Source organism: Serpentinimonas sp. SMBJO2, assembly GCF_056341105.1.
On the sequence record NZ_CP150628.1, the window covers coordinates 2514101 to 2534508 of the forward strand.

16 protein-coding genes and 1 pseudogene are annotated in these 20408 nt (G+C 68.6%); 3 read left to right on the plus strand and 14 right to left on the minus strand.

Annotated features, from left to right (window positions below; genetic code table 11):
- Nucleotides 1-144: 144 nt before the first annotated feature.
- From AAAZ40_RS11730 to argB, 9 genes and pseudogenes are all read right to left on the minus strand, one after another.
- Nucleotides 145-639, minus strand: coding sequence for a thioesterase family protein (locus AAAZ40_RS11730; protein ID WP_476660522.1), 495 nt, complete (start codon nt 637-639; stop codon nt 145-147).
- A gap of 13 nt (nt 640-652) precedes the next feature.
- Nucleotides 653-1417, minus strand: coding sequence for an enoyl-CoA hydratase (locus AAAZ40_RS11735; RefSeq protein ID WP_476660523.1), 765 nt, complete (start codon nt 1415-1417; stop codon nt 653-655).
- A 42-nt stretch (nt 1418-1459) separates the two neighbouring features.
- Nucleotides 1460-2341 (minus strand): alpha/beta hydrolase family protein, encoded by an 882-nt coding sequence (locus tag AAAZ40_RS11740; RefSeq protein WP_476660524.1) that lies wholly within the window; start codon nt 2339-2341, stop codon nt 1460-1462.
- A gap of 102 nt (nt 2342-2443) precedes the next feature.
- Nucleotides 2444-3679: an acetyl-CoA C-acyltransferase gene (locus AAAZ40_RS11745; RefSeq protein ID WP_476660525.1), complete on the minus strand. Its 1236-nt coding sequence runs from the start codon at nt 3677-3679 to the stop codon at nt 2444-2446.
- 19 nt (nt 3680-3698) lie between these two features.
- Nucleotides 3699-6132: pseudogene (locus tag AAAZ40_RS11750) on the minus strand (3-hydroxyacyl-CoA dehydrogenase/enoyl-CoA hydratase family protein).
- Nucleotides 6133-6163: 31 nt separating this feature from the next.
- Nucleotides 6164-6619, minus strand: a complete 456-nt coding sequence (locus AAAZ40_RS11755) for a DUF2147 domain-containing protein (protein WP_476660526.1) — start codon at nt 6617-6619, stop codon at nt 6164-6166.
- A gap of 31 nt (nt 6620-6650) precedes the next feature.
- Entirely contained in the window at nt 6651-8447 is a 1797-nt protein-coding gene (locus tag AAAZ40_RS11760) for an acyl-CoA dehydrogenase C-terminal domain-containing protein (RefSeq protein ID WP_476660527.1), read from the minus strand.
- Nucleotides 8448-8487: 40 nt separating this feature from the next.
- Nucleotides 8488-9159 (minus strand): TetR/AcrR family transcriptional regulator, encoded by a 672-nt coding sequence (locus AAAZ40_RS11765; RefSeq protein ID WP_476660528.1) that lies wholly within the window; start codon nt 9157-9159, stop codon nt 8488-8490.
- A 138-nt stretch (nt 9160-9297) separates the two neighbouring features.
- Nucleotides 9298-10215, minus strand: a complete 918-nt coding sequence (gene argB / locus AAAZ40_RS11770; RefSeq protein WP_476660529.1) for an acetylglutamate kinase — start codon at nt 10213-10215, stop codon at nt 9298-9300.
- A 120-nt stretch (nt 10216-10335) separates the two neighbouring features.
- Between argB and AAAZ40_RS11775 the strand changes: the two genes are divergently transcribed.
- Both AAAZ40_RS11775 and miaB read left to right on the plus strand, forming a co-directional pair.
- On the plus strand, nt 10336-11916 hold the full coding sequence (locus tag AAAZ40_RS11775; protein WP_476660530.1) for a CYTH and CHAD domain-containing protein: 1581 nt from the start codon (nt 10336-10338) through the stop codon (nt 11914-11916).
- A 60-nt stretch (nt 11917-11976) separates the two neighbouring features.
- On the plus strand, nt 11977-13323 hold the full coding sequence (gene miaB / locus AAAZ40_RS11780; protein WP_476660531.1) for a tRNA (N6-isopentenyl adenosine(37)-C2)-methylthiotransferase MiaB: 1347 nt from the start codon (nt 11977-11979) through the stop codon (nt 13321-13323).
- Nucleotides 13324-13359: 36 nt separating this feature from the next.
- Here miaB and AAAZ40_RS11785 read toward each other — a convergent pair whose 3' ends face one another.
- Nucleotides 13360-14391, minus strand: coding sequence for a sensor histidine kinase (locus AAAZ40_RS11785; RefSeq protein ID WP_476660532.1), 1032 nt, complete (start codon nt 14389-14391; stop codon nt 13360-13362).
- Nucleotides 14392-14545: 154 nt separating this feature from the next.
- Between AAAZ40_RS11785 and xth the strand changes: the two genes are divergently transcribed.
- The gene (gene xth / locus AAAZ40_RS11790; RefSeq protein ID WP_476660533.1) at nt 14546-15379 is read left to right on the plus strand and encodes an exodeoxyribonuclease III; all 834 of its coding nucleotides are present in this window, start codon (nt 14546-14548) and stop codon (nt 15377-15379) included.
- 19 nt (nt 15380-15398) lie between these two features.
- Here xth and ntrC read toward each other — a convergent pair whose 3' ends face one another.
- The 4 genes from ntrC to glnA all read right to left on the minus strand — a co-directional run bounded on the left by ntrC (nt 15399) and on the right by glnA (nt 20234).
- Nucleotides 15399-16868, minus strand: a complete 1470-nt coding sequence (ntrC, locus tag AAAZ40_RS11795) for a nitrogen regulation protein NR(I) (protein ID WP_476660534.1) — start codon at nt 16866-16868, stop codon at nt 15399-15401.
- 74 nt (nt 16869-16942) lie between these two features.
- Nucleotides 16943-18034: a nitrogen regulation protein NR(II) gene (gene glnL / locus AAAZ40_RS11800; RefSeq protein ID WP_476660535.1), complete on the minus strand. Its 1092-nt coding sequence runs from the start codon at nt 18032-18034 to the stop codon at nt 16943-16945.
- A gap of 9 nt (nt 18035-18043) precedes the next feature.
- Nucleotides 18044-18766, minus strand: a complete 723-nt coding sequence (locus AAAZ40_RS11805; RefSeq protein ID WP_476660536.1) for a hypothetical protein — start codon at nt 18764-18766, stop codon at nt 18044-18046.
- A gap of 52 nt (nt 18767-18818) precedes the next feature.
- Nucleotides 18819-20234, minus strand: a complete 1416-nt coding sequence (glnA, locus tag AAAZ40_RS11810; RefSeq protein ID WP_476660537.1) for a type I glutamate--ammonia ligase — start codon at nt 20232-20234, stop codon at nt 18819-18821.
- Nucleotides 20235-20408 lie beyond the last annotated feature (174 nt).

The window sequence follows — 20408 nt, forward strand, 5'->3', positions numbered from 1 at the left end:
CTCTCCAGGGCTGGGAAGGGGTGGCAAGGGGTGGGGCTTCGGCCGTCGCCATCATAACAAGCCCGTGCGTGCCGCCCATGACAGCGCGCGCCCAGCGCACACCAGCGCTGCCCAGCCGCCAGGAGATGAGGGCCAGCAAGCGCCCTACGAGACGATATAGGCCGCCGCGCCGGTGGCCAGCAGCTTGCCGTCGGCGGCGTGAAATCCCATGCGCGTGGAGGCCACGCGCGAGCCCAGCCGCAGCACCTCGGCGCGCAACTCGAAGCGCTCGCCGATACCGGGGCGCAGGTAGTCGATGCGCAGATCGATGGTGCCCAGCTTGGCAAAACGGTGCAGGCGCGCCAGCACCGGCTCGTCGAGGTGGCGCGCGCCGATGGCGGCCATCACCGCCAGCCCGCCCATGGCATCGAGCCCGGCGCTGATGACGCCGCCGTGGATGCGGTTGTGGGCAAAGTGCCCGATCAGGTCGGGGCGCATGGCGATCTGCGCCGTCACCAGCTCGGGGCTGATGGCGGTGATCTGCAAACCCAGCAAGGCGTTGAACAGAATGCGGCGCTCGAATATCTCGCGCACGCCGTCGATGAATTCGGGCTCGAAAACGTGCGGCGGTGGCGCTGCTGCGGATGGGGGTTTGCTCATGGCGGCGGGTGGCTCAGAGGCGCGAAAAATCTGGCTGACGCTTTTGCATGAAGGCGCCGAAGGCTTCTTTGGCCGCCGGCTCGCGCAGCATGCGGCCAAACACCAGCGCCTCTTGCTCGATGGTCTGCAGCACCAGCGCCTGCTGGCCCTGCTTCATCAGGCGCTTGGTTTCGAGCAACGAGGGCTGCGGCTTGGCGGCGAGCTTGCGCGCCACGCTTTGGGCATAGCCGTTGACCTCGGTCGGCGGCAGCACCTTGTTGACGAGCCCGGCTTCGAGCGCGGCTTCGGCATAAAAGGGCTCACCGAGCAGCAGCGCCTCGGCGGCGCGCTGGTGCCCCATGAGCTGCGCCAGCAACAGGCTGGAAGCCCCTTCGGCGCACAGCCCGAGGTTGACAAAGGGCATGGAGAACGCGGCGTTGTCGCCGGCATAGACCAGGTCGCAGTGCAGCAGCAAGGTGGTGCCGATGCCCACCGCCGGGCCGCAGACCGCCGCCAGCAAGGGCTTGGGGAAGCTGGCGCTGGCGCGCAGAAAGCGCAGCACCGGCGAATCGGGGCCCAGAGGCGGGCTGTGCAAGAAATCGTTGAGATCGTTGCCGGCACAGAATACCGTGGCGTCGCCCTGCAGCACCAGCACGCGCACGGCGGGGTCGGTGGCGGCCTGCTCGAGCGCCGCGGCCAGCTCGCTGTACATGGCGCTGGTGAGCGCGTTTTTGCGCTCCACGCGGTTCAGGGTCAGGGTATGCACCCCGCCTTCGAGGTGGCTCAGTATGTCGGACATGGATCGGTCTCCTTGAATGAATGTCTGGAATCGATGCGTGAATCAATCTTGCCCCAGCCGCACGGGCCGCTGCAGCAACTCGTGCAGGGCCTGCTGCATCAGGGGCCACAGTCCCGGCTCGTGTTCGGCCTTGAAGGGACCAAAATGCCCGATGCGGCGCAGCCCCAGATCGGCGGGGACGATGCGGCGCACCTCGCTCGGGGCGTTTGCGTACAGGCGCACGAGGCTGCGCGTGCCCTGCAGGGTCATGAGCTCGTCGTCGCTGATGGACAGCGCCAGCAGCGGGTAGCGCACGCCGGCGTAGCGCGCGCGCGCGGCCTCGCCCTCTACGCCCACGCTGTAGCGCGGGTGCAGGCACCAGCGCCGCCACTGCAGCATGGCGCCGGCCGGAATGTCGCCCACCATGCGCAGACTGCGGCCAGGGAAGTAGCCGCACAGGCGCGTGGCCAGTGGCACCACGAAAAACCAGAAGTAGGGCACCACGAAGCGCAGCCGCGGCGTGTTTTCGCGCCAGTAACCGCTTCCGGCGGCCACACTCAACAGGCCGCTGACCTTGTCGGCGTTGGCCAGCAGCCCGGCCAGCTGTGCGCCCAGGCTGTGGCCCAGCAGCAGCAGCGGCAGCTTGGGGCGGTCGGTGTGGGCAAAGTCGATCACCGCCTCAAAGTCGCGCACCCAGTCGTGCAGATCGGCCTGGAAGCCGCGCAACCGCACCCCGGCGGGCAGGGAATCCCCCGTGCCGCGGTAGCTGAAGCTCAGGACGCGCCAGCCCTGCCCCGCCAGCCACTGGGCAAAGGGGGTGTAAAAATCCTGGCGCACGCCCATGGCCGCAGCGATGACCACGCTGCCCGTCGCCGGCCCCGTGGACTCGAACACCCGCACGCCGAGCTTGAAACCGTCTTTGACCTTGATCTGCTGCGTTCTCACCGTGGGGGCACCTCGTGGAGGGAAAAAGGGCGAATCGGGCGCACAAAGCGCACGGGCCGCCTGCGGCGGCGGCCCGGTGCACGATCTTAAACCCAGCAGGCCTCAAACCCGCTCGAAAATACCGGCTGCGCCCTGCCCCATGCCCACGCACATGGTCACCATGCCGTAGCGCAACTGGTGCCGCTGCAAGGCGTGCACCACGGTGGCGGCGCGGATGGCACCGGTGGCGCCCAGCGGGTGCCCAAGGGCGATGGCCCCGCCCATGGGGTTGACACGCGCCGGATCGAGCCCGAGCGAGCGCAGCACCGCCAGCGCCTGCGCGGCAAAGGCTTCGTTGAGTTCGATCCAGTCCAGGTCGTGCTGGCCGATGCCAGCGGCCTTGAGCGCCGCCGGAATGGCCTCGATCGGCCCGATGCCCATCAGGTGCGGCGGCACGCCGCGGCTGGCGTAACCGACGAAGCGCGCCAGCGGCTTGAGGCCAAAGCGCTGCACGGCCGCGCCGCTGGCCAGCAGCAGCGCCCCGGCGCCGTCGGAGGTCTGGGAACTGTTGCCGGCGGTGACGCTGCCCAGCCCGGTCGGGGTGCCGTCGGCACGGCGCGGCACCGCAAACGGCGGCTTGAGCTTGGCCAGCCCTTCGAGCGAGGTGTCGGGGCGCGCACCTTCGTCCAGGCTGACCACGCGCTGCTGTTCGTGCACCTGGCCGCTGGCGAGGTCGAGCCGGCGCTCGGTGACCGCCACCGGCGTGATTTCGGCGCCGAACTCGCCCGCCGCCTGCGCCGCCAGCGCGCGCTGGTGCGATTGCAGGGCAAAGGCGTCCTGGTCGGCGCGGCTCACCTTCCACTGCTGCGCCACTTTTTCGGCCGTCAGACCCATGCCGTAGGCAATGCCGTAGTCCTCGACGCGCTCGGTGTTGCGAAACGCCGCTGGCGACAGGCTGGGCGCGTTGCCCATCATCGGCACCATGCTCATGCTTTCCACGCCAGCGGCGATCATCACGTCGGACTCGCCGACGCGGATGCGGTCGGCCGCCATTTGCACCGCGCTCAGGCCCGAGGCGCAAAAGCGGTTGACGGTGATGCCGCCCACGCTGTTGGGCAGCCCAGCCAACACGGCGCCGATGCGGGCCACGTTCAGGCCCTGCTGCGCCTCGGGGATGGCGCAGCCGCAGATCACGTCTTCGATCGCCGCCGGGTCGAGGGTGGGCACCTCGGCCAGCACGGCGCGCAGCACGTGCGCCAGCAGGTCGTCGGGGCGGGTGTGCCTGAAGGCGCCGCGGTGCGATTTGCCGATCGGCGTGCGCTTGGCCGCAACGATGTAGGCGTCTTGTAGGGGTTTCATCGGGGAGGGCTCCGGGTATTTAGTTGCGCAGCGGTTTGCCGGTTTGCAGCATTCCCATGATGCGCGCCTGCGTTTTGGGGTGCACGATCAGGCTGCAAAAAGCCTGGCGCTCGAGTTGCATCAGGTACTCCTCGCTCACCAGCGTGCCGGCATCGACCTCGCCGCCGCAGACCACGTGGGCGATCTGGCTGGCGATGTAAAAGTCGTGCTGGCTGATGAAGCCGCCGTCGCGCATGTTGAGCAGCGAACCCAGGAGGGTGGCTTTGACCGAGCGCCCAGCGGCCGGGAACAGGCGCTTGAGCGGCGGCCGGTAGCCGGCGCGCTGCAGCGCCTGCGCCTGCCCGATGGCCACGTACAGCAGCTCGTCCTTGTGCGCGACGATGGTGTCGCTGGGCAGCAGGTAGCCGAGTTTGCGGCTCTCGAGGGCGCTGGTGCCCACGCTGGCCATGGCGGCGGCCTTGAAGCCTTCGCTCAGGAACGGCAGCATATCGGTGCCGGTGCTGGCGCGGGCGTTTTCGGCCGCGCGCCGGGCGATGTAGGTCAGCCCGCCGGCGCCCGGGATCAGGCCCACGCCCACTTCCACGAGACCGATGTAGCTCTCGAGGTGCACCACCCGGTGCGCGCAGTGCAGCAGCAGCTCGCAGCCACCGCCCAGCGCCATGCCGCGCACCGCCGCCACCACCGGCACCTGGGCGTAGCGCAGCTTGAGCATGACGCGCTGCAGTTCGGCCTCCACGTCTTCGATCGCCGACACGCCCGCGGCCAGGAAGGCCGGCATCACGGCTTGCAAATCGGCGCCGACGCTGAACGGCTCGTCGCCCGACCAGATCACCAGGCCCTGGTAGCCGCCCTCGGCCAGATCGACGGCGCGGCTCAGACCCTCGGTGACGCCGGGGCCGATGGCGTGCATCTTGCTCTTGAGGCTGGCGATGAGCACGCCGGCCAGGTCGCCCTGCGCCAGCGTCCAGAGGCGGATGTCGGCGTCTTCGTACACGGTTTGGCCAGCGCTGTGGAAGGGCTGCGCGCCCTCGCCAAGCAAGGTCTCGCGGAACAGCTGGCGCCCATACACGGGCAGCTCGCGCCGGGGCTGAAACTGGCCCAGGCTGGGGTTCCACGAGCCTTCGGGCTGGTGCACACCCCCGCGCGCGGCCACCGGGCCATCAAAGACCCAAGCGGGCAGCGGCGTGCGGCACAGCGCCAGCCCGGCGTCGATGTCGGCTTGCACCAACTGCGCCACCTCGAGCCAGCCGGCCTCTTGCCAGAGCTCGAACGGGCCTTGCTGCATGCCAAAGCCCCAGCGCATGGCCTGATCGACGTCGCGCGCGCAGTCGGCAATGGTGGCCAGGTGCAGCGCAGCGTAGTGAAAGGCGTTGCGCAGTATCGCCCACAGAAAACGCCCCTGCGGCCCCTCGGCGTTGCGCAGCAGCCTGAGGCGCTCGGGCGCCGGCTTCTTGAGCATGCGGCCATAGACTTCGTCGGCCTTCTGGCCCTTGCCGTCGGCGCAGGGCACGTAGTCGCGGCTGGCGAGCTCGAAGCGGTGGATGTCGCGCCCGACCTTCTTGAAAAAACCGGCCTTGGTTTTTTGCCCCAGGTGCCCGAGCTCGAGCAGGGCCTTGAGCACCTCGGGAGTCTGGAAGCTGGGGTAGAAGGGGTCGGTGGCCGGGCTGAGGGTGTCTTGCAGCGTCTTGATGACGTGCGCCAGCGTGTCCAGGCCCACCACGTCGGCGGTGCGGAAGGTGCCGCTGCTGGCGCGCCCCAGGCGCTTGCCGGTCAGGTCATCGACCACGTTCGAACGTCAGGCCAAAGCGCTCGGCCTCTTGCATGGTCGAGAGCATGCCCGCGATGCCGATGCGGTTGGCGATGAAGTTGGGCGTGTCCTTGGCGCGCACCACGCTCTTGCCCAGCACGCTGGTGACAAAGGTTTCGAGCTGATCGAGCACCTGCGGCCCGGTGTCCGGGGTGGCGATGAGTTCGACCAGCGGCATGTAGCGCGGCGGGTTGAAGAAGTGGATGCCGCAAAAGCGCGCGCGCAAGGCCACTGGCAGCACATCCGAGAGCGCGCCTATCGACAGCCCCGAGGTGTTCGAGGCCAGCAGCGCGCCTTCGGCGACAAAGGGCGCGATCCTGGCGTAGAGTTCGCGCTTCCAGTCCATGCGCTCGGCGATGGCCTCGATGATCAGGTCGCAGCCGCGCAGGCGCTCGAGGTGCTGCTCGTAGTTGGCGGCCTCGATCAGCTCGGCGTCGTCGGCCACCCCCAGCGGGGCGGGCTTGAGCTTTTTGAGGTTGGCGATGGCGCGGTTGGCGATGGCGCTCAGGTCGCCCGTGCCCGCATCGGCCTGGGGCAGGTCGTACAAAATCACCGGCACCTTGCAGTTGACCAGGTGCGCTGCGATCTGCGCCCCCATCACACCGGCGCCGAGCACGGCGACTTGCTTGATTTGAAATCGGCTCACGGAATGTTCCTTGCGTTGAAGCGGGCTGCCGTCACTGGACGCGGACCCAGGTCTGGGTGCGACCAAAGGGGCCGATGGAGCCGCGCACCTGCAGCTTGCGGCCCTCTTCGATCGGCGTCAGGCGCAGGGTGTAGGTGCGGCCGTCTTCGGGGTCGAGGATGCGCCCACCCTCCCAGACGGCGCGCCCTTCGGCCTGGCGTGCGCCGCGGATGATCTCGAGCCCGATCATCGGTTGATCCTTGCGGTCGTCGGTGCAGGCGGTGCAGCGCCCTTGCGGGTCGGCGCCTGGGCGCAACAGGCGCGTGATGCGCCCGGTAAGCACGCCGCCTTGCTCGCTGATCACCACTTCGGTGCGCGGCTGGTTGGTCTGGTCGTCGATCGACTGCCAGGTGCCGACCGGGGTCATCTGGGCCCAGGCCGATGCCGCCAACAGCAGGCCAGCGGCCAGCAGGGACGAGCGCCCAAAGGTGCGTAGTGCGTGTTTCATGTCGTGTCTCCTGGGTGGGGTGGGCAAGTCATCAGGCCAAGGCGGCCTCGGTGTCCATCAGCGCGGCGCTGCCGGCGCGCGCGGTGCGCATCAGCATGGCGGTCTCGGGCAGCAGCTTGGCAAAGTAGAAACGCGCCGTTTGCAGCTTGGCAGTGTAGAACGGATCGGTGCTGCCGGTGGCGATCTGGCGCAGCGCCACCGAGGCCATGCGGGCAAAGAAGTAGGCATACACCAGGTGCCCGGCCACGCGCAGGTAGTCCACCGCCGCCGCGCCCACTTCGTCGGGGTTTTGCAGGCCCTTGAAGCCGATCTCGGTCGTGAACTTGGTCATCTGCTCGCCCAGGTAAGCCAGCGGATTGATGAACTCGGCCATTTTCTCGTTGGTGCCTTCTTCCTCCACCAGCGCCGCCACCAGCTTGCCGAATTTTTTCAGCGATGCGCCGTTGTTGCCCAACACCTTGCGCCCGAGCAAGTCGAGGCTTTGCACCGTGTTGGTGCCTTCGTAGATCATGTTGATGCGGGCATCGCGCACGTACTGCTCCATGCCCCACTCCCTGATGTAGCCATGGCCACCGAATACCTGCTGGCACATGACCGTGGCCTGCCAGCCGTTGTCGGACACAAAGGCTTTGGCGATCGGAGTGAGCAGCGCCAGCAGCTCGGCGCTGTCTTTGCGCACCTTCTCGTCGGGGTGGTTGATTTCCTGGTCGAGCAACAGGGCGCAGTAGCTCATGAGCGCGCGCCCGCCTTCGGCCCAGGCCTTGGCGGTGAGCAGCATCTTGCGCACGTCCGGGTGCACGATGATCGGGTCGGCCGGCTTGTCCTTGGCCTTGGCGCCCGAGAGCGAACGCATCTGGATGCGGTCCTTGGCGTAGGCGAGCGCATTTTGGTACGCGACTTCGGTCAGGCCCAGCGACTGGTTGCCCACGCCCAGGCGGGCGGCGTTCATCATCACGAACATGGCCTGCAGGCCCTTGTTGGGCTGCCCCACCAGCGTGCCGATGGCGCCGTCGAGCACCAGTTGCGCCGTGGAGTTGCCGTGGATGCCCATTTTGTGCTCCAGGCCGGCGCAATGGATCGGGTTGCGCGCGCCCAGCGAGCCATCGGGCTGCACGTGGTATTTGGGCACCAGAAACAGGCTGATGCCCTTGCTGCCCGCCGGGGCGCCGGGCAAGCGCGCCAGCACCAGGTGCAGGATGTTGGCGGTGAGGTCGTGCTCACCAGCGCTGATGAAAATCTTTTGCCCGCTGATCCGGTAGGTGCCGTCGGGCAGCGGCTCGGCCTTGGTGCGCAGCAGCCCGAGGTCGGTGCCGCAATGCGGTTCGGTCAGGCACATGGTGCCGGTCCACTCGCCGCTCACGAGCTTGGAAAGATAGGCTTTTTTCTGCTCGGGGGTGCCGTGGGCGTGCAGGCACTCGTAGGCGCCGTGGCTCAGCCCCGGGTACATGGCCCAAGCCTGGTTGGCGCTGTTGAGCATTTCATAGAAGCACTGGTTGACCACGAACGGCAGCCCTTGGCCACCGTATTCGGGGTCGCAGCTCAGGGCCGGCCAACCGCCGGCCACGTACTGCTCGTAGGCGGCCTTGAAACCGCTGGGCGCGCGCACTTCGTGGGTGCTTTGGTCGAGCGTGCAACCCTCCAGGTCGCCGCTGAGGTTGAGCGGAAACGCCACCTCGGCGGCAAATTTTCCGCCCTCTTCGAGCACCGCGTTGAGGGTATCGACATCGACGTCGGCGTGCACCGGGCAAGCCTTGAGCGCATCGACGGCGTGGAACACTTCGTGCAACACGAACTGCATGTCGCGCAGCGGCGGGGTGTAAGCGGGCATGGGACAGGTCTCCTGATGGGAAAGGACGGTGGAAAGGGGGTCAACGGAGGTGGCGCTCCAGCAAGTGCTCAAAGCCTTGCCGCGCCAGGTTCAGCCCTTGCGGGTTGCGCAGAAAACGGGCGTCGTAGTGCAGCGCCAGAATCAGGCCGTGGATCTCGAAAGCGATCTGCTCCGGCTGCGCGCTGGGTTTCAGATGGCCTTCGGCGATGGCCTGTTCGACCGCGCGCCGCAGCGCCGCCTGCCAGGTCTTGACGGTCTGCACCAGCTCGTCGCGCACCGGGCCGGGACGGTCGTCGAACTCGACCGCGCCGCTGATGTAGACACAACCCGCATCGATCTCGAGCGCCGTCTGGCGCATCCACAGATCGAACAGCGCGCGCAACCGTGGCAACCCGCGCGGCTGCTGCAGCGCCGGGTAGAACACGTCGCGCTCGAAGCGCCGGTGGTATTCGCGCACCACCGCAATCTGCAATTCTTCGCGCGAGCCAAAATGGGCAAACACGCCCGACTTGCTCATGCCCATGACCTCGGCAATGGCCCCGATGCTCAAGCCCTCGAGCCCGACCGGCGCCGCCAGCGCCAGCGCCGCATCCAAAATGGCGGCGCGCGTCTGCTGGCCCTTTTGCAACGCCCGCCCGGCGCGCAGGCCCGCAGCGGCCACCCGGCGCGGGCGCTGGACGGCCTCGATCTGGACTTTGGGAGCAGGGGGCATGAGGGTCATGGCAAAAAATACGAACGATCGTGCTATTTTATGCCCAAGCCGCAGCCTGTCAAGGCGTGCAGCGCGCCCCAGAGGCCTAGGGTTTTCCCTAAATCTTTCGGCTCTGTCGGCCCCAGGCGGGGGCCCTGCTCAAGCCACGCAGAGGGTGGTACCGCAGGCGTGTAGACCCAGCGCCTCGAGCAGCATGGCGTGCGGCACCCGGCCGTCGATGATGTGCACCGCCTTGACGCCGCTTTGGGCGGCCTCGAGCGCGCCGGCGATCTTGGGGATCATGCCGCCGCTGATGGTGCCGTCGGCCATCAGGGCCTCGATCTGCGCCATGCTCAGGCGCGCCAGCAGCTGGCCCTGGCGGTCGAGCACGCCGGGGATGTTGGTGAGCATGAGCAGCTTGTCGGCCTGCAAGCTGGTGGCCAGCCGCGCCGCCACCACGTCGGCGTTGATGTTGAAGCGCTCGTTGCCGGCGCCGAAACCGATCGGGCTCACCACCGGGATGTAGCCCTGTGCCTGCACGGTGTGCAGCAAGGCCGGATCGACGGCCACGATGTCGCCCACCTGCCCGATGTCGTGCCAGCGGCTGGGGTCGGTGGCGTCGGGCAGGCGCAGCGCCTGGGCGCGGATCAGGCCGCCGTCGCGCCCGGTCAGCCCCAGCGCCCGGCCACCGGCCTGGTTGATCAGGCCCACGATTTCTTGTTGCACCTGGCCGGCCAGCACCCATTCGACCACCTGCATGGTGTCGGCGTCGGTGACGCGCATGCCCTGCACGAAGCGGCCCTGCTTGCCCAGGCGCTGCAGCAGGTTTTCGATCTGTGGGCCGCCCCCGTGCACCACCACCGGACGCATGCCCAGCAGTTGCAGCAGCACCACGTCCTGGGCAAAAGCGAGCTGCAGCGCGGGCTCGGTCATGGCGTTGCCGCCGTACTTGATGACCAGCGTCTGGCCCTGCTGCGCACGCAGACTGGGCAGGAGCTCGGCCAGCACTGCGGCACGCTCGGCCGGGGCCAGGGTGGACGAAGGTGAAGTCGATAGGGGTGGGGAGGTCGCATCCATGCTGCGCATTGTGCCGCAAGCGCAGCCCTGTGGCTGCGGCCTCGAGCTTGCCAAAATACCGCACGCCGCCCATAATGAAAGGCAGAGGAACCTTTGGCCCCCAGGCACCACAGACCCTACATGAGCAACCCACAGGAAATCGAACTCAAGCTGCTGGTGCCGGGCTTGACGCACGAGGCGGCCCTGCAGTTGCTGCGCCGCGCACCCAGCCTGGCGCGGCGCAAGCTGCGCCAGCAGCAGCTGGTGAACCGCTACTTTGATACCCCCGAGCGCTTGCTGCAGCAGCAGCGCTGCGCCCTGCGCGTGCGTCAGCGCCGCGATCTGCACGCAGGCACGGGCGCCGAAGGCGACACGCTCACGGGCGCTGCGGTGTGGGTGCAGACCCTCAAGACGGCAGGCTCGTCCAGCGCCGGTCTGAGCCAGCGCGGCGAGTGGGAGTGCCTGGTGGCCGCCGACCAACCCGAGCGCGCCGGGCTTCGCGGCACCGCCTGGGACGCGCTCGACCCCGATGGCGCGCTGTTCGAGCGCCTGCAACCCTGCTTCGAGACGCGCTGTCTGCGCACCACCTGGCTGGTGGCGCGCCGCGACGGCACGCTGCTCGAGGTCGCGTTCGACGCCGGCGAAGTGCTCGCCGACGGGCAGACGCAGCCGCTGCTGGAAATCGAGCTCGAACTCTTGGCCGGCGCGCCCACGGCCTTGTTCGAACTGGCCGACGAACTGGCCCGGCGCCTGCCCTGCCTGCCCTGCAACCTGAGCAAGGCCGAGCGCGCCGGTCTGCTGGCCAACGGGCAACTGCTGCAGCCGGTGCGGGCGCGCCGCCTCGAGCGCCAGCGCGGCGAGGCCCTGCCGGCGCTGGCTTTGCGCGTGCTGGGCGAGGCGCTGGATCAATTCCTGCGCAACCTCGAAGGCCTGCTGCACAGCGAGGCGCCCGAATGGGTGCATCAGGCGCGGGTGGGCTGGCGGCGCTGGCGCAGCCTGCTGCGCCTGCTGCGCCCGTGGCTGGGCCCCGGCCCCGATTTCGCGGCGCTGCGCCCACTGCTCGAGGCCTTGGGCGCACAGCGCAACCTCGATGTGGCCTGCAGCGAAACCCTGCCCGCCTGGAGCGGCGCCTGGGCCTGTGCTCAGGCCGGCGCAGCCGACGGCGCTGCACCGGTGCCCCCCGCGCCCGACGACGCCACCCCCAAGGCCTGCGCTCTAGCCCTGGCCGAGCTGCAAGCGGCGCGCAGCGCCCAGCGCTCGCGCTTGCGCCAGACCCTGCTCGACCCCGCCACCGGCCAGGCGCTGCTGGCGCTGACGCGCCATCTGTGGCAGGCAGGGCAGCAACCCATGGCGATCGAAAAACGCGCGATCGGCGCCAGGCTCGCGGGCTGGCACCGCCGCCTGCACCGCCTGCTGCAGGGCGAACAGGCCCAGTTGCTCGACGTGGCCACGCTGCACGAAGCGCGCCTGCTGGCCAAACGGCTGCGCTACGGCAGCGAGGCCATGGCCAGCACCCTGCCGGCCAAGCGGCTGCACCAGAGCCAGCAGTGGGTCAAGGACGCCACCCTGTGGCAAACCCGCATCGGGCAGGCGCGCGACGCCTGGCAGCTGGCCCTGCTGCTGCAACAGCACACCCAAGCCCCACCCGCCTTGCTGGGCTTCATGCAGGGCGTGGCTGCCGCCATGGAGCGCGCCGCACAGGAAGCCGCCAGCCCGGGCTAAAATCCGCGGCCCTGTTGCCCCCGACAGCCTCTGGATCTACACCACGAACCGCTGCCCGCCATGAGCAAAAAAGTCTATATCAAAACCTTCGGCTGCCAGATGAACGAGTACGACTCGGACAAAATGGGCGCCGTGCTCGCCGCCGCCGAAGGCTACGAACCCACCAGCGATGTGGAGCAGGCCGACCTGATCCTGTTCAACACCTGCTCGGTGCGTGAAAAGGCGCAGGAAAAGGTGTTTTCTGACCTGGGCCGGGTGCGCCACCTCAAGCACAAAGGCGTGCTCATCGGCGTCGGTGGCTGCGTCGCCAGCCAGGAGGGCGAGGAAATCGTCCGCCGTGCACCCTATGTGGACGTGGTGTTTGGCCCGCAGACCCTGCACCGCCTGCCCGAGCTGCTGCAGGCGCGCGCGGCGCAACAGCGGCCGCAGGTGGACATCAGCTTTCCCGAGATCGAGAAATTCGATCACCTGCCGCCGGCGCGGGTCGAAGGCGTCAGCGCCTTCGTCAGCGTCATGGAGGGCTGCAGCAAGTATTGCAGCTACTGCGTGGTGCCCTACACCCGCGGTGAGGAGTTCAGCCGCCCGCTCGACGAGGTGCTGCTCGAAGTCGCCACCCTGGCCGAGCAGGGCGTGAAGGAAATCACGCTGCTGGGGCAAAACGTCAACGCCTACCAGGGCGCCATGGCACCCAGCGCCGATCTGGCCGACTTTGCGCTGCTGCTCGAGTGCGTGCATGAAATCCCCGGCATCGAGCGCATCCGCTACACCACCAGCCACCCCAAGGAATTCACGCCACGCCTGATCGAGGTCTACGCGCGCCTGCCCAAGCTGGTGAGCCACTTGCACCTGCCGGTGCAGCACGGCAGCGACCGCATGCTGGCGGCCATGAAGCGCGGCTACAGCGCGCTCGAGTACAAAAGCACGGTGCGCAAGCTGCGTGCCGTGCGCCCCGACCTGTCGCTGTCGAGCGACTTCATCGTCGGCTTCCCCGGCGAGACCGAGGCCGATTTCGAGCAACTGCTCAAGCTGGTGCGCGACGTCGGTTTTGACTCCAGCTTCAGCTTCGTCTTCAGCCCGCGCCCCGGCACCCCGGCGGCCAATCTGCCCGACGACACCCCGCCGGCGCTCAAGCTGCAGCGCCTGCACGCGCTGCAGGCCTTGCTCGAGCAGCAGGCGCAAGCCATCGCCACGGGCCTGGTGGGCAGCGTGCAGCGCATTCTGGTCGAAGGCCCATCGCGCAAACACGCGCACGAGCTCACCGGCCGCACCGCCTGCAACCGCAGCGTCAACTTCGACGCCGGCAGCCATGGCACGCGTCTGATCGGGCAGCTGCTGGACCTGCGCATCACCGAGGCACGGGCGCATTCGCTGCGCGGCGAAGTCGCCGAAGCGGTGCGGGTGCACTGAACCCGCCTGCCTGGGCGTTGTGCCCTTGCAAGAAACTCATCCAGCCGCCGCTGCAGCCGCGCCCTTGCGCAGCGGCAGCCGCACCAGCACCACGTGCTCGCTGTCGGTGTGGTAGCGCCTGATCTGCGCCTCGGCATCAAAATGCAGCTGCAACCGTTCGCGGATATTGCCCAGCGCCATGTGGTTGCCCCCGGCGGCGGCCGCTGCCGCCGCCAGCGGCCCTGGCGCCAGCGAGTTGCGCACGAACAGACGCAGCTCGCTGCCGTCCAGGTACACCTCCAACGACACCTCGGCCCCCTCGGGCGCCGGCTCGACGCCGTAGCGCACTGCGTTTTCGAGCAGCGGTTGCAGCAGCAGCGGCGGCACCAGCGCCTGCAGCGGCGCGTGCTCGGTGCGCCACTGCATGCGCAAGCGCTGCGCGCCCAGGCGCAGGGTTTCAATCTCGATGTAGGCGCGCGCCAGCGCCAGCTCCTGCCCCAGCGGCACCAGGGTGCGCGCCTCCGACAGCAGCGCGCGGTACAAATCGGCCAGATCGTGCAGCACCGCCTCGGCCTGCTGCGGCTGGTGGCGCAGCAGCGCCAGCACGCTGTTGAGGCTGTTGAACAGAAAATGCGGCCGAATGCGCGCCTGCAACGCCGCCAGCCGCGCCTCGGCCAGCGCCGGCGACAGGCGCTGCTGGCGCCAGTCAAAATAAAACAGCAGCGCCGCCGCCAGCAGCCCCGCCACGCTGGCGCTGTGCGCCGCCGAGCCCGCCAGCGCCAGCCCCAGCCCCTGCTCCACCGCCACGTGCCACAGCGCCGCCACGCTCGCAGCCAGCAGCACCACCAGCACCAGCCCGCGCCGGTAGCCGGTTTGTGCCAGCAGCGGCTGCAGCAGATAGAGCAGCAACACGGTCGCCAGCAGGGGCGGATCAAAACGCACCGACTGCTGCAGCAGCTGCTCCAGCCACGGCTGGCCGCCGGGCCCAGCCAGCACCACAAAAGCCAGCCGCAGCGCCTGCGCCAGCAGCAAGATGCGCAGCCACACCCCGAGGTTGCGAAAATCGGGCAAGGTGGCGTGGGGCTTCATGGGCGGCTGGTGCAGCGAGGCACTCCATTGTGGCCGATCGCGGCTCGGCTGCAGGCGTTTGGGGCCCACGCTGTGCCCCAAGCGCACCCCGACTGGACGCGCCCAGCGGCCGCAACAGCGCCCTGTCTGCCGGGGCCCTATACTTGCCGCGACCATGAAAATCGCCACCTGGAACGTGAACTCGCTCACCGTGCGCCTGCCGCAGGTGTTGGACTGGCTGGCGGCGCAGGCCAGCGCAGGTGCGCCGGTGGATGTGCTGGCGCTGCAGGAGCTCAAGCTCAGCGACGACAAGTTTCCCGCCGCCGCTTTCGCGCAGGCCGGCTATCAAGCCGTCTGGCACGGCCAAAAAACCTACAACGGCGTGGCCTTGCTGGCGCGCTCGGGCTGGAGCGCGGTGCAGCGCAACCTGCCCGGCTTCGACGACCCACAGGCGCGGCTGATCGCCGCCACCTTGGGTGCGATTGACACGGCGAGCGCCCAGATAACCGCTGGCGCCGGCACTCCCGCGCTGCGCGTGGTCGGTGCCTATTTCCCCAACGGGCAGGCGCTGGGCAGCGACAAGTTTGCCTACAAGCTGCGCTGGCTTGAGGCGCTGCGCGGCTGGCTGGCCGACGAAATGCAGCGCCACCCACGGCTGCTGCTGCTGGGCGACTTCAACATCACCTTCGACGACGCCGACGTCTGGGACCCGGAGGGCCTGCGCGAAAGCCTGCACTGCAGCAGCGTGGAGCGGGCGCAGTTGCAGGCCTTGCTGGCGCTGGGCCTGCACGACGCGCACCGCCTGTTTGCGCAGCCGCCCAAAAGCTATACGTGGTGGGACTATCGCCAGCTGGGCTTCCAAAAAAACCGTGGCCTGCGCATCGACCACATTTTGCTCAGCGATGCGCTGCGCCCGCTGGCCAAGGCCTGCCAGATCGACCGCAGCCCGCGCAAGCACCCACAGCCCAGCGACCACGCGCCGCTGTGGGTGCAGTTGCAAGGGCTCTGAGCCGCAGGCTGGCGCCCTGCTAGCCCAAACCGAGCTCGTGCAGCTTGCGCGTCAGGGTGTTGCGGCCGATGCCCAACTGCTGCGCCGCCTCGATGCGCCGGCCTTGGGTGTGCGCCAGCGCGGCCTCGAGCAAACGGGCCTCGAAGCGGTGCAGCAACTGGTCCCAAACGCCGTTGTGGCCTGCGGCCAGCAGCTCCTGCGCCTGGGCATAGAGGCCCGCCTCCCACGTCGCACCGGCCGCCCCAACCCCATCCCCCACCCCAGCCACGCCAGCCCCCGCTGCCACTGCACAAGCCGCAGGCGCAGCCCCGGCGCCCGCATCCGCCACGGCCTGCAGCACCTCGGGCGGCAAGTCTTTGCGCTCCACCACCTGGGCCGGCGCCATGACGGTGAGCCAGTGGCAGATGTTTTCCAGCTGACGCACGTTGCCCGGAAAATCAAAGGCGGCCAGGGCATGCAGCGCTGGGGTGCTGATGCGCTTGGGCTCAACCCCGAGCTGCCTGGCGCTTTGCTGCAGGAAAAAACGCGTCAGCAACGGCACGTCTTCGCGCCGTTCGCGCAGCGGCGGCAGGCGCAGGCGGATGACGTTGAGGCGGTGCAGCAAGTCTTCGCGAAAGGCGCCCTCGCGCACCCGCTGCTCGAGGTTCTGGTGCGTGGCGGCGATCACCCGCACCTGCGACTTGACGGCGCTGTGGCCGCCGACGCGGTAGAACTGCCCGTCCGAGAGCACGCGCAGCAGCCGCGTTTGCAGCTCGAAGGGCATGTCGCCGATTTCATCGAGGAACAGGGTGCCGCCCTCGGCCTGCTCGAAGCGGCCGCGGCGCATGGTCTGGGCGCCGGTGAAGGCGCCGCGTTCGTGGCCGAAGAGTTCGCTCTCGAGCAGGTCTTTGGGGATGGCGGCGGTGTTGATGGCCACGAACGGCCCGCGCGCGCGCGCCGAATGCTTGTGCAGCGCCCGCGCCACCAGCTCTTTGCCGGTGCCCGATTCGCCCGTGATCATCACCGTGACCAGGCTTTGGCTCAGGCGCCCGATGGCCCGAAACACGTCTTGCATCGCGCTGGCCTGGCCCAGCATCTCGGGCGCAGCGGCCGCGCCCTCTTCGGCCACCTGCTCGCGCTGGCTCTCTTGCATGGCGCGCCGGATCAGATCGACCGCCGCCGTCAGGTCAAAGGGCTTGGGCAGGTACTCGAAGGCCCCGCCCTGGAACGAGGCCACGGCGCTGTCGAGGTCGGAGTAGGCGGTCATGATGATCACCGGCAGGCCCGGCAGGTGCTGCTTGACCTGCTGCAACAAATCCAGCCCGCAGCCGCCCGGCATGCGGATGTCGCTCACCAGCACCTGCGGGCCGGCGTCGTCGCCCGCCACCAGCGCCGCCATCACCTCGCGCGGCTGGCTGAAGCTGCGCGTGGGCAGGCCCTCGCGCTGCAGCGCTTTTTCGAGCACGAAGCGGATCGATTGGTCGTCGTCGACGATCCAGATGGGTTTCATGCCTGCGTTCCTTTCGACGTTTTTTGCCCCTGCAGCCTATCCGGTCACGGCCAGAACCGACCGTCGGCAGGCGCTCAAGGCAGGGGTATGAGCAGCTTGAAATCGGTTCGGCCCGGCGCGCTGTCGCACTCGATCAAACCGTGGTGTTGCTGCACGATGGTCTGCGCCAACGTCAGCCCCAGGCCGCAACCGCCTTCGCGCCCCGACACCAGGGGGTAGAAGATGCGGTCCTTGATCGCTTCGGGCACGCCGGGCCCGTTGTCGATCACATGCAATTCCAATGCCAGGCGGTAGCGCTGGCGCCCAAAGGTGACCTGGCGCAACACCCGGCTGCGCAGCACGATCTCGGCGTCGCCGGCTGCGATGCGTGCGCGCAACGCCTGGGCGGCGTTTTGTGCCAGGTTGAGCACGGCCTGGATGAGCTGTTCGCGGTCGCCGCGAAACTCGGGGATCGAGGGGTCGTAGTCGCGCTGCACGCGCAAGCCGCGCGGAAACTCGGCCAGCACCAGCGCGCGCACGCGCTCGCAGACCTCGTGGATGTTGACGTCGTCCACCACCCGGGCACGCCGGTGCGGTGCCAGCAGCCGATCGACCAAGGCCTGCAAGCGGTCGGCTTCGTGGATGATGACTTGGGCGTATTCGGCCAATTCGCGCGCATCGGGTTCGAGCTGCAGCAACTGCGCCGCGCCGCGGATGCCGCCCAGTGGGTTTTTGATCTCGTGCGCGAGGTTGCGGATCAGCTCTTTGTTGGCGTGCGCCTGCTCCAGCAGGCGCTGTTCGCGCTCCAGGCGCGTTTGCTGCTCGAGCGGCAAAAGCTCCACCACCAGCTCGCCCCCGTGCTCGGTTCTGGCCAGCACCACGTGCACCGGCAGCGGCTCGTTGTTCAGCCGCAGCAGCCACGCGTCGTAGCGTATGACGGCGTATTCGTGGCTGTTGACGCCAGATACAGCGTTTTGCAGCAGGTTGGGCTCGGTAAACCAGTCGGCCAAGGGCAAGCCGGCGAGCGTGCGCCGCGACAGGCCGACCGCGTCTTCGAGCGCGTTGTTGGCGTAGCGGATGGCGCCGCCGGCATCGACCACCGCCACCAGGGTGGCGAGCCGATCGAGTGCCTGGTACTGGGGCCCGCTGGCCACAGCGGGCGCCGAACGTGGCCGCGTGGCCTTCATGCGCTGGGCCTAACGGGCCGGGCCGGACGCCGAGGGCGGCGCTGCGGGCAAAGGGATGAACTGCCCCGCCGCTGGGCCCGCCACCGCCCTGGTCGCAGTTCCCGCACCAACCACGCTGGCCGATGCGCCCGCCGCACCGGCGCCGCCCAGGGCCCCAGCCGTCGGCTGCGCCGGTGGCAGGCGGCCGATTTCGCGCTCGATCGCCGTCACGTCGCCTTGGGCGCGCTCGAGCCGGCGCCGCAGTTCCTCGGTGCGCTGCGCCAGCCGGGCCTCGTCGCCGCGTTCGCTGGGCAACGGCAGCGGTCGGCCCTGGTTGAATTCGGCCTGCAGTTCGCGCACCCGTTCTTGTGCGCGGCGCAGTTCGGTTTCCAGGATCAGGCGCGCATCGCGGTCGCGGGCCTGCTGCTCGGTGCGGTCCACGCGCTGACTCGGGGGGCGCGACTCGGCGCTGGGGGCAGCGCGCGCGCCGGCGCTGGCGGCAGCGGGGCTTGCATCCGCCGCCGCTTGATTGCCCGCCGGCCGGCGCCCCTCGACGACGCTCAAGTTTCCGCCCTGCAGCAAGCGGCAGCCGCGCGCCTCGGGGCGCTCGCCGGGCTGGTTGGTGTACTCGTTGCCGCAGCGCCAGATCTGCCCCTGCGCCAGCGCGGGGGGCGCCACCAGCGCGGTGGCAGCGGCCACCGCCGCCGCCCCTGCAGCCAGCCGCCACCGCGCGCGCGCGCCCACTGGTTTCAAGGCCTTGCTCATCATCCGGCCATGATAGCAGCAGGCGGCGCGCCCCCTGTTTTCAGTTGCTGAAGTACAGATCGAACTCAGTCGGCGTGACTTCGACCCGGGCGCGCGTGACTTCGCCCATCTTGAGCTCGATGTAGGCATCGAGCATGGCGTCGCTGAACACGCCGCCTTTGGTCAGGAAGGCGCGGTCCTGGTCGAGGTAGCCGAGCGCCTGATCCAGGCTGTGGCAGACCGTGGGCACCAGCTTGTCCTCTTCGGGCGGCAGGTGATACAGGTCTTTGGTCGCGGCTTCGCCGGGGTGGATCTTGTTCTCCACACCGTCGAGGCCGGCCATCAGCAGCGCGGCAAAGCCCAGGTAGGGGTTCATCAGCGGATCGGGGAAGCGCGCTTCGACGCGGCGCCCCTTGGGGTTGGCGACGTAGGGGATGCGGATCGAGGCCGAGCGGTTCTTGGCCGAGTAGGCGAGCTTGACCGGGGCCTCGAAGTGCGGCACCAGGCGCTTGTAGCTGTTGGTGCCGGGGTTGGTGATGGCGTTGAGCGCGCGCGCGTGCTTGATGATGCCGCCGATGTAGTAGAGCGCAAAGTCGCTCAGGCCGGCGTAGCCGTCGCCGGCAAACAGGTTCTTGCCGTCTTTCCAGACCGACTGGTGCACGTGCATGCCGCTGCCGTTGTCGCCGTGGTAGGGCTTGGGCATGAAGGTGGCCGTCTTGCCGTAGCTGTTGGCCACGTTCCAGACCACGTATTTCAGGTTTTGCGTCCAGTCGGCGCGCTCGACCAGGGTGCTGAACTTGGTGCCGATCTCGCACTGACCGGCGCCCGCCACTTCGTGGTGAAAGACCTCGACCGGAATGCCCATAGCCTCCAGGATGAGCACCATCTCGGCGCGCATGTCGTGCGTGCTGTCCACCGGAGGCACCGGAAAGTAGCCGCCCTTGGTGCGCGGGCGGTGGCCGCGGTTGCCGCCTTCGAGCTTGCTGCCGGTGTTCCAGGGCGCTTCGTATTCCTCGATTTCGTAGAAGCTGCGGCCGGGCTCGGTGCTCCAGCGCACGTTGTCGAACAGGAAAAACTCGGGCTCGGGGCCGAAGTAGGCGGTGTCGCCCAGGCCCGAGGCCTTGAGGTAGGCTTCGGCGCGGCGGGCGATCGAGCGCGGGTCGCGGTCGTAGGCCTTGCCATCGCTGGGTTCGACCACGTCGCACTGGATAAAGACCGTGGTTTCTTCAAAAAACGGGTCGATCTGGGCCGTGTTCGGGTCCGGCATCAAGAGCATGTCCGAAGCCTCGATGCCTTTCCAGCCGGCGATCGACGAGCCGTCGAAGGCGTGGCCAGAGCTGAACTTGTCTTCGTCGAAGTGCGAAATCGGCACGGTCACGTGCTGCTCTTTGCCACGGGTGTCGGTGAAGCGCAAGTCAACGAACTTGACTTCGTTGGTCAGCACCATGCTCATCACGTCGGCGACGCTTTTGCTCATTTGGGATACTCCGGTTGCGTTGAAAAAGGGGGGCAAAATCTGTGCACAGTTTATAGCAGCAACCGTGCCAACTTGGTGACTGCCCGGCGACCCGCGCCGCGCTTGGCGGCGGGCCAGCGATCGTGCGCGCGCGCCGCTTTAGCGCACTTTTTTGGTGCGTATGCGCACCGCCAT